The 10,766-nt window shown below is 70.0% G+C and carries 8 protein-coding genes; 4 read left to right on the forward strand and 4 right to left on the reverse strand.

Annotated elements, in window-relative coordinates; translation table 11 throughout:
- Positions 1 to 29: 29 nt before the first annotated feature.
- Positions 30 to 2,774 (forward strand): beta-L-arabinofuranosidase domain-containing protein, encoded by a 2,745-nt coding sequence (locus ABZ857_RS37250; RefSeq protein WP_357053249.1) that lies wholly within the window; start codon positions 30 to 32, stop codon positions 2,772 to 2,774.
- A 21-nt stretch (positions 2,775 to 2,795) separates the two neighbouring features.
- Here ABZ857_RS37250 and ABZ857_RS37255 read toward each other — a convergent pair whose 3' ends face one another.
- Both ABZ857_RS37255 and ABZ857_RS37260 read right to left on the reverse strand, forming a co-directional pair.
- Positions 2,796 to 3,251 carry a GNAT family N-acetyltransferase gene (locus ABZ857_RS37255; protein WP_357053252.1) on the reverse strand — a complete coding sequence of 152 codons (456 nt, stop codon included), beginning with the start codon at positions 3,249 to 3,251 and terminating at the stop codon, positions 2,796 to 2,798.
- Between the two features lie 76 nt (positions 3,252 to 3,327).
- A complete protein-coding gene (locus ABZ857_RS37260) occupies positions 3,328 to 3,906 on the reverse strand; it encodes an NADAR family protein (protein WP_357053255.1) in 579 nt (192 codons plus the stop codon).
- A gap of 228 nt (positions 3,907 to 4,134) precedes the next feature.
- Between ABZ857_RS37260 and ABZ857_RS37265 the strand changes: the two genes are divergently transcribed.
- Positions 4,135 to 5,568, forward strand: a complete 1,434-nt coding sequence (locus ABZ857_RS37265; RefSeq protein WP_357053258.1) for a hypothetical protein — start codon at positions 4,135 to 4,137, stop codon at positions 5,566 to 5,568.
- Between the two features lie 132 nt (positions 5,569 to 5,700).
- Here ABZ857_RS37265 and ABZ857_RS37270 read toward each other — a convergent pair whose 3' ends face one another.
- A complete protein-coding gene (locus tag ABZ857_RS37270) occupies positions 5,701 to 7,164 on the reverse strand; it encodes an arabinofuranosidase catalytic domain-containing protein (RefSeq protein WP_357053261.1) in 1,464 nt (487 codons plus the stop codon).
- 21 nt (positions 7,165 to 7,185) lie between these two features.
- Here ABZ857_RS37270 and ABZ857_RS37275 point away from each other — a divergent pair, with 21 nt between their 5' ends.
- A complete protein-coding gene (locus ABZ857_RS37275; RefSeq protein ID WP_357053264.1) occupies positions 7,186 to 7,467 on the forward strand; it encodes a hypothetical protein in 282 nt (93 codons plus the stop codon).
- Here ABZ857_RS37275 and ABZ857_RS37280 read toward each other — a convergent pair.
- A complete protein-coding gene (locus ABZ857_RS37280) occupies positions 7,458 to 8,279 on the reverse strand; it encodes a pectate lyase (protein ID WP_357053267.1) in 822 nt (273 codons plus the stop codon). The genes ABZ857_RS37275 and ABZ857_RS37280 overlap by 10 nt on opposite strands.
- A gap of 717 nt (positions 8,280 to 8,996) precedes the next feature.
- On the opposite strand from ABZ857_RS37280, the gene ABZ857_RS37285 reads away from it, so the two are divergent.
- Complete coding sequence (locus ABZ857_RS37285) at positions 8,997 to 10,439, forward strand: arabinofuranosidase catalytic domain-containing protein (protein ID WP_357053270.1); 1,443 nt, start codon at positions 8,997 to 8,999, stop codon at positions 10,437 to 10,439.
- Positions 10,440 to 10,766: the final 327 nt, after the last annotated feature.

The raw sequence follows: 10,766 nt of genomic DNA on the forward strand, positions 1-10,766 counted from the left end.
AACAGCGCGTAGGACGTTCAGGAGGCCGCATGTCATCCACACCCTTCAGCCGGCGCCGGCTGCTCCAGGCCGCCGGTGTCGCGGTCGCCGCTTCCGCGGCCAACCAGGTCGTGGGCGCGCGGGGGGCCGCGGCGGCGGTCGCGCCGGCCCGGCCCGACATCGGGGTGTCGGCTTACCCGTTCGAGCTGGGGCAGGTGCGGCTGACGGGGGGCCGCCTGCTGGACAACCAGAACCGGACGCTGTCGTACCTGCGGTTCGTCGACGTCGAGCGGTTGCTGTACAACTTCCGGGCCAACCACCGTCTGTCCACCAACGGTGCCGCCGCCAACGGCGGGTGGGACGCGCCGAACTTCCCGTTCCGCACCCATGTGCAGGGACATTTCCTCAGCGCGTGGGCGCAGGCCTACGCCGTGCTCGGGGACACGACGTGCCGGGACAAGGCGAACCGCATGGTGGCCGAGCTGGCCAGATGCCAGGCCAACAACGGCGCCGCCGGCTTCAACACCGGCTACCTGTCGGGTTTCCCCGAGTCCGACTTCACCGCGCTCGAGGCCCGTACGCTGAGCAACGGCAACGTGCCGTACTACTGCATCCACAAGACCATGGCCGGCCTGCTGGATGCGTGGCGCTACATCGGCAGCACCCAGGCGCGTGATGTCCTCCTGGCACTGGCCGGCTGGGTGGACTGGCGCACGGGCAGGCTCAGCTCCAGCCAGATGCAGGCGATGCTGGGCACCGAGTTCGGCGGCATGAACGCCGTGCTGACCGACCTGTACCAGCAGACCGGTGACGCCCGCTGGCTGACCGCGGCGCAGCGGTTCGACCATGCCGCCGTGTTCAATCCTCTGGCCTCGAATCAGGACCAGCTCAACGGTCTGCACGCCAACACGCAGGTGCCCAAGTGGATCGGCGCGGCGCGGGAGTTCAAGGCCACCGGCACGACCCGCTACCGGGACATCGCGAGCAACGCCTGGAACATCACCGTCGGGGCACACACCTACGCGATCGGCGGCAACAGCCAGGCCGAGCACTTCCGCGCCCCCAACGCGATCGCCGGATACCTCACCAACGACACCTGCGAGCACTGCAACAGCTACAACATGCTCAAGCTGACGCGGGAGCTGTGGCTGCTGGACCCGAACCGGGTGGCGTACTTCGACTTCTACGAGCAGGCGCTGTTCAACCACGTCATCGGCGCGCAGAACCCCGGCGACAGCCACGGGCACGTCACCTACTTCACCCCGCTCAAGCCGGGCGGGCGTCGTGGCGTGGGCCCGGCGTGGGGCGGCGGCACCTACAGCACCGACTACAACTCCTTCTGGTGCTGCCAGGGCACGGGTATAGAGGTCAACACGGCGCTGGCGGACTCCATCTACTTCTACAACGGCACCACACTGACGGTGAACATGTTCGCGCCGTCGGTGCTGAACTGGACGCAGCGGGGGATCACGGTCACGCAGACGACGTCCTACCCGGCGAGTGACACCATCACGGTGCAGGTGACCGGCGACGTCGGCGGGTCGTGGTCGATGCGCGTCCGCATCCCTGCCTGGACCACCGGCGCCACGATCAGCGTCAACGGCTCCCAGCAGGACGTGGACACCACCCCCGGCACGTACGCGACCCTCACCCGCTCCTGGACCTCCGGCGACACCGTCACGGTCCAGCTGCCCATGCGCGTGGTCATGAAGGCCGCCAACGACAACCCCAACGTCGCGGCGATCACGTACGGCCCGGTCGTCCTGTCCGGCAACTACGGGAACACCGCCCTGTCGGCGCTGCCCGCCCTGAACACCGCCTCGATCACCCGGACCGGCACCACGGCGCTGGCGTTCACGGCCACCGCCAACGGGTCGTCGGTCAACCTCGGCCCGTTCTACGACGCGCACGGGTACAACTACACCGTCTACTGGAACACCAGCGGCAGCGGCGGTGGAGGCGGGACCGCGAGCTACCGCCTGGTCAACGCGGCCACCGGCCTCGTGCTGGGCATCCAGAACATGTCCACCGCCGACGGCGGCCTCGCCCTGCAGTGGACCGACAACGGCACCGCCGACCACGACTGGGAGATGATCGTGGACGGCACCGCCGTACGGCTGCGCAACGTCAACAGCGGCAAGGTGCTCGGCGTGGAGAACATGTCCACCGCCGACAACGCCCGCGTCCTGCAGTGGACCGACAACGGCACCGCCGACCACCGGTGGACGATCACCGACGCCGGCGACGGCTCCCACAAGATCCGCAACGTCAACAGCGGCAAGCTGCTCGCCATCCTCAACGGCTCCACCGCCAGTGGGGCCCAGGCCGTCCAGGATCCCGACAACGGCAGCGCGGACAACCAGTGGCGGTTCGTGCCGAACGGGGCCCGGCGGATCCAGAACCTGGCCACCGGGCTGGTGCTGGGCGTGCAGAACATGTCCACGGCCGACGGCGGCCTGGTGATCCAGTGGGGCGACACCGGCACCGCCGACCACCTGTGGACCGCCGTCGTGGACAGCGGCGGCTACCTGCGCCTGCGCAACTCCAACAGCGGCAAGGTGCTCGGGGTGGAGAACGCGAGCACGGCGGCCGGCGCGCGGGTGCTCCAGTGGGCCGACAACGGCAGCGCCGACCACCGGTGGCGGCTGCGGTACGGATCCAACGGATACTTCCGCATCCAGTGCGCCAACGGCGGCCGGGTCCTCGGCGTCAGCGGCGGCTCCACCGCCCAGGGCGCCCAGGTCGTGCTCGCCGACGACAACGGAGCGAACGACCACCTGTGGCGCTTCGTCTGACCCGGAGGTGAGCGGCGCGGGTCAGGGCCGCCAGCGGTAGTGGGCGTCGGGCAGGTTCTCCTCGTTGCCGCTGCCGTCGCCTTCCGCGACGAGGGTGAAGCCGTGCCGCTCGTAGAAGCGCCGGGCACCCGTGTTCTGCTGGAACACGTACAGGTCGAGCCCGCGGGGGCGCGCCTTCTTGGCATGGCCGAGCAGCGCGCTCCCGACGCCGCCGTTCTGCGCGGCGGGCGCGAGATACAGGTGGTCGAGCCAGTCGCCGTGCAGGGCGGCGAATCCCACGACCTGACCGTGCAGCTCGGCGACCCACACCTGCGACGAGGGGAGCACGACGCCGGCGATCCATGACCGGGTCTCCTCGTCGGAGTGCAGGTGAGGCAGGTAGGTCATCGCGGCCCGGGCGGCGAGGAACACCTCGGCGATGCCCTCGGCGTCACCGGACCCGGCGCGGCGGATCACCGGCGGAGTGTCGTCGATCACCTGCGCTGACCCTTCCCTACGGCGACCGCGGCGGCCGGCCGGACGGGGTTCGGGCGGACGGCGGATGCGCCGGCGTTCACGAGCCGGTCGCCAGGGCGTCGCGGGCCGCCATCAGCGCGAAGCCGAGCAGGTTGAGACCCTGCCACGTCGAGGGGGAGGCGGCGCGTTCGTCGTCGGCGGTCAGCCCGATGCCCCAGATCCGGTCGTTCGGGCTGGCCTCCACCAGGACCCGGTCGCCGGTCGCGAGCAGGAAGCGCGACAGCTCCGGGTTCTGGCCGAACTTGGCGACGCTGCCGCGGACCACGATCCCGAACCGGTGCGCGTCCCAGACCTCTTCGTCGAAGCCGCGTACGGCTCGGCCGAGCGCCTTGGCCTCGCCCGGATGCCCGGCCGCGAGGATGCGCTCGGCGGCTTGGGCGTCGCCGAACAGCCAGGCCTTGTGCGCCATCATGTAGTGCTCGGCTGAGGCGAAGGTGTGGCCGTCCTCCGTGAAGGCGACCGGCCACCACTGCGACAGGCAGCCGGGGCCCACGCCGCCGTCGCGGGCCGGCCGGTGGCCCCAGAAGTACAGGTAGCGGAGCGTACGGCCCGCCCGCTCCGCGGTGATCGCCTCGTCCACACTGCGAGGCGGCGAGATCTGCTCGGACACGCCCACACCGTGCCACAGCCGGCCTCGTCCCTGCCATCGAGTTACGGCGCCCGGGGCGACGCTTCGTACGGACGCCGCGCCCTTCGCACGACCTTAAGCTAGCCGAACCGGCTCGGCAGGCCGGGCTTCGCCGAGTCACTTCGGCCCGTCGGCACGCCGCCGCGGCGGCGTGCCGAGAAGGGCTTCGGGCGCGGTTACCGGCCGTGGGAGGAGTCGTCGGTGCTACCAGGAGGCATGACCCGCGGACGGGTGGTCCGGCTCGTGCTGGCCCATCGCCCCCGGGCCTTCATCCCCCTTTGGCTGAGGGACGGCCGGTGGCCGCCCCTGCCGGCGTCGCGGGGAGTGCGGCACTGGAGGCTCCTCCCCTGGTGGCTGAACAACGGTGCTCTTCCGGTGGCGGCAGGCGTGATCGCCGGGGTGGCCGCCTGGCGTCACGGTTACCGGGAGCAGGCGCCGATGCTGATCGCCGGCATCGTGATGGTCGTGGTGCGCCTGATTCCCTTCGCCTGGCCGAGGCGCGCGCGCCATCGGCACCTGGCCCGGCGAGTGGACTACCCGGAGCTCCACGCGATGGTCGACGAGGTGGCCGGGACGCTGGGAGTCCGGCGTCCGTCACGCGTGTGTGTCGTGCCCATCGCGGAGTCGGGGGCCACCCCGCTGGGACCGCGGCGTACGGAGCTGTGGATCGGCCTGCCGCACGCGATGGGTTTCGACCGGGCGGAGTTGCGCGCGGTCATCGCCTTCGAACTCGCCCTCCTGGAGGCGTGCAAGAGGTGGTCGGTCCGCGCGCTCACGGAGCTGTGGACATCGGGGCCGATCAAGAAGGACGCCGTCCGGGCGGAGATCGCCACCCTCGTCAGGGCACTCCTCGTCCAGGCCGACGAGGCCGGCTGCCGGGTGTCCGATCGGCGAACCACGGCGACGGCGCTTCTTCGGGGTGCGCTTCTGTCGCATTCTTTCCACTGGTTCGTCGGCCGCTACGCCACGGATTTGCCCTCCTATGGGCTGTTCGCCGTGGATCTCTATCAGGGCTGGCGCTGGAAGGTGTACGAGGACGACCTGCCGGCCCGGCTCAAGCCCCGCTATCTTGAGCTGTACGCGGCCGACCCGGCCGGCTACGGGTTCATGATCGACCGGATCGCCGAACTCGGCGTCGCTCCGGAAGACCCGCCTCCGCCGGCGGAGGACCCGATCCTGGGGGCGCTCCACCCGGCCGTCGAAGATCGGTTCGCCCGCTGGCTGCTCAGCCCCTACACCGAGGGCCAGACGGTGTACTGGTACGTCGACTTCGCCGAGATGCCTTTCTCGGTCTGGGACGCGTTGATCGAACAGGGTCACGACAGCGTCCTGCGGGCTACGGCCCACCTGTCCGGCCGGCCGGGCCCGGCGCTCGACGACCTGGTGGAGATCGTGGCGGCCGGGCGCGGTGCGGAGCTCGAGTGGGAGCACAGACAGTGGTCGTGCGCGCACCCGTCGCCCGGAGTGTGCGCTCTCTTTCCGGTCCTCCACCGCACGTTGCGGCTGAAGGGCTACACGTACATCAACGCGCTGCGCCACCGGGAACTCGCCGGGCCGGACGGCGACGTCGTCGACGTCGTACGGCTGGCGCAGGCGATCGAGCGCGACGGCCGGCTGCCGGAGATCCTCACGCTCGCGGCGACGTCCTGAGGCGATGCGAGCCTGATCAGTGACAGGGCGCGCGCCCGCCGCCGATGCCGGAGGCGACCGCGCCGAGACTTGTCGAGGCGGGTCGTTTCCGGCCGCCCCCGGTCCGTCGGCGGGGGCGGCCGGTCATCCGGGTTACCTGTATCCGGCGGCGACGATGTTCGCCTGTACGGCGTTCTCGGTGGCCTCCGACGGATAGCCGGACGTCATCACGCCCTCGTAGAAGGTGCCGGCGGAGCCGTGGCTGTTGTCGCCGCCGATGCCGAGGATGATGGCTCCCTCCTTCTTCATCGGGTTGTAGCCGGAGGCGTTGGGCCGCTTGCCGTCGTAGAAGGTCGACAGGCCGCCCGACTGGGCGTTGCCGGCCCGGATGGCCCAGTGGTTCGGCTCGCCCTTGACGATGGCGGTCAGGTAGCGGTGGCTGATGCTCGGGTCGTTGGCGTTGTAACCGGGGTTCACCCCCGAGAACAGACCGTTCTCCAGGTCGGCCATGACCCAGGGGCCGTTGCCCGTCCCGTAGCCCCAGACCTTGATGTTGCCGAAGTAGATGGCCTCCATGGTGCCGTTGCCGTTGTCGCGGCTGTTGGTCTCGGCGTTGCCGTAGTCGAAGCAGCAGCCGCCGTTGTAGTGGGTGCCGTCGAAGACGGCGTACATGCCCTCCGGCTGGTCGCCCTTGGCGACGCCGTTGGTGGCGTTGTTGCGGTATCCGACGCCGGGGTCGACGTAGACGCCGTAGGCCTTGTGGCCGTAGACCGTGGTCGGTGCCTTGGTCGCGGTCGCGAGGTTGTCGTAGCCGCCCGCGGCGGGACCGGAGAACCCGCCGGGAGGCGCCTGGGTGAGGCGGTTGTTCCGGCCGGACTGGTCGTAGATGATCGTGATCAGGCAGGTGGTGCCGGAGCAGAAGGAGTCCTGCGCGGCGGCGTTGGCGGCTCCGCCCGGGCTCAGCACGCCGATGTCGCGGGTGGTGTTGTCAGAGGAGCGGCGCACCTGGTAGAGCGGGCCGTTGTAGGAGGCGTACAGGGCGCGGGTGGTGCTGTGCGCGGCCACACACGGCGTGCCGCCCGCGGCGTAGATGTCACACGGCTGCTTGGACGGCGGCGGCGAGGGAGACGTGGAAGGCGAGACGGTGGGCGAGGCACTGGGGGAGGTGCCGGGGGAGGGGGAGGTGACGCCGCCGGTGCAGGTGACGCCGTTGAGGGCGAAGCTCGTCGGCACCGGGTTGGAGCCGTTCCAGCTCCCGTTGAACCCGAAGCTCGTGCTGCCGCCGCTGGGGATGCCGCCGTTGTAGGAGGCGTTGGTCACCGTGACCTGGGAGCCGGACTGGGTGTAGGAGCCGTTCCACAGCTGGGTGACGGTCTGCCCGGCGGGGAACGACCAGGTCAGCGTCCAGCCGTTGATCGGATCCCCGAGGTTGTTGACGCTCACATTCGCGCCGAAGCCGCCCGGCCACTCGTTGGTGATCGTGTAGCTGACCTGGCATCCGGCCGCGGCCGCCGACGCGGCGTGCGTCCCGGCCACACCGGCGGCGGCCGTCGACAGTGCGGCGACGGCGACGGCCGACAGCCTCAACCGCCGGTGGAAGGAGCTGACATGTCGCACAGGTGTTTCCCCAATCTCTCAGTGGTTGATTCGCGAGCCACGGCTTCCCGCTGCCGTCACGGGCTCGTGCAGGTCACGCCGGTGGGGGCGATCGAGCCGTCACCGTCGGCGGTGACGGCGGCGGTGAATCCGAACGTCGTCGACCCGTTGTCGCCGACGGTCACCTCGCCCTGGAAGCCGGTGCCCCAGTTGCTCACCAGCCGGTACGTCGCCGTACAGCCGCCCGGCCGCCTGCTCGGCGACGGGCTGGGGGACGCCGTGGACGGTGACGGGGTGAGCGCCGGGCGCCGGGTCTACCGATAGGTGATGGCGGACGACGAGTAGACGCAGTTGACGCCGTCGGCGCCGCTGCCGATCTTCGTCGGCTCGCCACTGGTCACGCCCTTGTACTTCTCACAGATGACGACCTTCCTGCCGGAGTCGTTCACGATCGTGATCTGCGAGAAGCGCGCCGTGTCGCCGTAGTTGGTGTTCATGCCCGCCAGGACCTTGCCGGGCGTGGTCGCCGTGACGTTCTGGATGACGACGTTGCGCTTGTACTGTTTGGAGCAGTTGCCGCAGGACCGGTAGAGCTTGCCGAAGTTCTGCACCTGGAAGTTCTTGATGACCATGGTGCCGGGGCCGTTGTGCTGGAAGACCTTGTCGCTGGCCGCCCTGGCGCCGCCGCCGTCGACGGTCATCGTCTGCGACGACGAGGTGCCCTTGAACGTGGCCGCGTCCTCGCCGACGTCCTCCCACCACACGTTCTGCAGGGTGCAGGTGCCCATGCAGTGGATGCCGTCGGCCGCGGGCGCGCCGATGACGACGTTCTTCAGCACCGCGCCGTCGGCCAGTTTGAAGATCGGGGACTGACTCTCGCTCTGGCCGCCGTCGCCGAGAACGCCGGTGCCGTAGTAGCGCTTCATGCCGCCGTCGAGGGTGCCCGAGACATTGATCGTGGCGCCGACCGCCTGCTGGCCGGTGGGGGACGGCCAGGCGGCCAGGCGCAGTGCGACCGCCGGGGCCGCACCCGGGACGGTGCCCGCGGACGCGCTGCCGACCGGACCGGACGCGAGAACCGTCCCGGCCGCCGAGGCGGCGAACAACGCGGTGCGGAATCGTGCGGATGTGTTCATTCACGCTCCAGGGGGAGAGACGGCGACTACGCCGCCGCACGCGGTGATGCCGGCTGTGGGGACCTCGGGCCGGCCGGCGCTCCATGGACGTTCACGAGAGCGAGCGGAAGCCAGACCTGGCGAATTCGCGGCCTGATCAATCAGCGGCTGCGACACTCACGGCGTCACAACCGGGAACCCCTGCCGCTCACCACCGAGCGCGGCAGGAGGCCGCTTCGGGACTCAGTGTGGAAACCTCGACGAAACCTGTCAAGGGCGTCTCGAAATTGTTTCGTTGAGCGTATGGGCCCTGTCTCCGCTGGCCTGCACCGGTGAGCGGCATGAACAGTGAAAGTTTCCGCACCCCCGTACTGGAACACCTTCTCGACCGGTGGTCGCCCGGTAGCGCTCAGAACGTTACGGCGGTATTGCCGTGAAACTTTCACCACCGAACCTGGCGAGTGGCCGGCCCCCGCCCTGATGGGAGCAGGTGGGAGACGCCCCCGGCGGACCGAGGGTCGGGGCGAGAAGAGCCCGGACCTTGACGAGGCTCCCTCGCGTCGTATTTGCTCCGCCGCACCACCACCACACATGCTCCGACAGAGAGGGAGCGGCCTCGCAGATCAATTGTTAACGCTAACAAAACCATTCACCACCTCTGCCGGCTCGCGAGAACTCCGGGCCGCCTGTGTTGTCGCCGACCACATGAAGACGTGAAACGAACCCCCGGGAGTACGGATGAAGGTCCCTCGCCTGCGGCTCTGGCTTGCCACCGGGCTCGTCGCCGTGGCCGGCGCGGTCGGTGCGCTGACCGCGCCCGCCGCACACGCGGCCACGGGCTGTCGCGTGGACTATTCGGTCACGAACCAGTGGCCGGGTGGCTTCGGCGCGAACGTGAGCATCACCAACCTCGGTGACCCGATCAACGGGTGGCGATTGAGCTGGTCGTTCCCTGCGGGGCAGACGGTCACGCAGCTGTGGAACGGCTCGATGACGCAGTCGGGCGCACAGGTCACGGTCGCCGACGCCGGCTACAACGGAACACTGGCCACCGGCGCGAGCACGTCCTTCGGCTTCAACGGCACCTGGAACGGCACCAACCCGGCGCCGGCGAGCTTCACGCTCAACGGCACGGCCTGCGTAGGCGGCGTCACCGGTTCGCCCAGCCCCAGCTCGTCCGCAAGCCCTTCCCCGAGTCCTTCGGCCAGCCCGTCAGCCACACCCGTGGCGAGCAAGCCGTGTGACATCTACGCCGCGGGCGGCACGCCGTGCGTGGCCGCGCACAGCACGACGCGGGCGCTCTACCGCTCCTACAGCGGCAACCTGTACCAGGTGCGGCGCTCCTCCGACAACGCGACCCGGAACATCGGCGTCCTGGCCGCGGGCGGCACCGCCAACGCCGCGGCGCAGGACTCCTTCTGCGCCGGCACCACCTGCGTCATCACCGTGATCTACGACCAGTCCGGGCACGGCAACGACGTCGCCTACCAGGGGCCCGGCGGGGCCGGCGGCAAGGACACCCCCGCGACCGCGACATCCGAGTCGCTGACGGTCGGCGGCAGCAAGGCTTACTCGCTCTACATCAAGCCCGGCAACAGCTACTGGCGTGACGGTCACCTGACCGGGGTGCCGACCGGCAGCGCGCCCGAGGGCATGTACATGGTGACCAGCGGCACGCACGTCAACAGCGGCTGCTGCTTCGACTACGGCAACAGCGAGACGACCAGGAAGGCCGACGGGGCCGGCGCGATGGACGCCATCTACTTCGGCACGAGTTGCTGGTTCGGCGGCTGCTCCGGCTCCGGCCCGTGGGTGCAGGCCGACCTCGAATGGGGGCTCTACCCGGGCGGAAGCCAGAAGTGGAACCCGAACCAGCGGGCGTTCACCAGCAAGTTCGTCACCGCCATGCTGAAGAACAACGGGACGTCGCGCTTCGCCATCAAGGGCGGTAACGCGCAGACCGGCGCAATGACCACCCTGTGGGACGGCGCGCTTCCCCCCGGCTACAGCCCGATGAAGAAGCAGGGCGCGATCATCCTGGGCAGCGGTGGCGACTGCTGCGCCACCAACACCAACCTGAGCCAGGGCACCTTCTACGAGGGTGCGATCGTCTCGGGTTACCCGTCCGACGCGACCGAGAACGCGGTGCAGGCCGACGTCACCTCCGCCGGCTACCGCTGATCCGAGAATCGAGCGGTGCGTTGGCAGGTGGCAGCGGACCCCGGCCGGTCACGTCCGGCCGGGGTCCGCGGCTGGTCGTGGTCGGACGGGCCGGTTCGAGGGCGCCGCGCAGGCGGCGGGTGCGCCGGCCCACGCCATCCCATCGCCTTCTCCGTGGAAGATGCGCGGTAGCGCGCGTCCACGGGGCTGACGCCCCGCGCCACGTGTCGCGGGGACCGCCGGTCCGCCCGCGCGCTCCGGTGCTCATGCTCCGAGAGGCGTGCCTCGGCCGCTGAGGATGATCATCTTCTCGATGCGCCTGCGGCGCCGGACACCGGTCACCCGGAT

Origin of the sequence: Microbispora sp. NPDC046933, from assembly GCF_040644635.1 — a bacterium.
In the GTDB taxonomy this organism is placed as follows: domain Bacteria; phylum Actinomycetota; class Actinomycetes; order Streptosporangiales; family Streptosporangiaceae; genus Microbispora.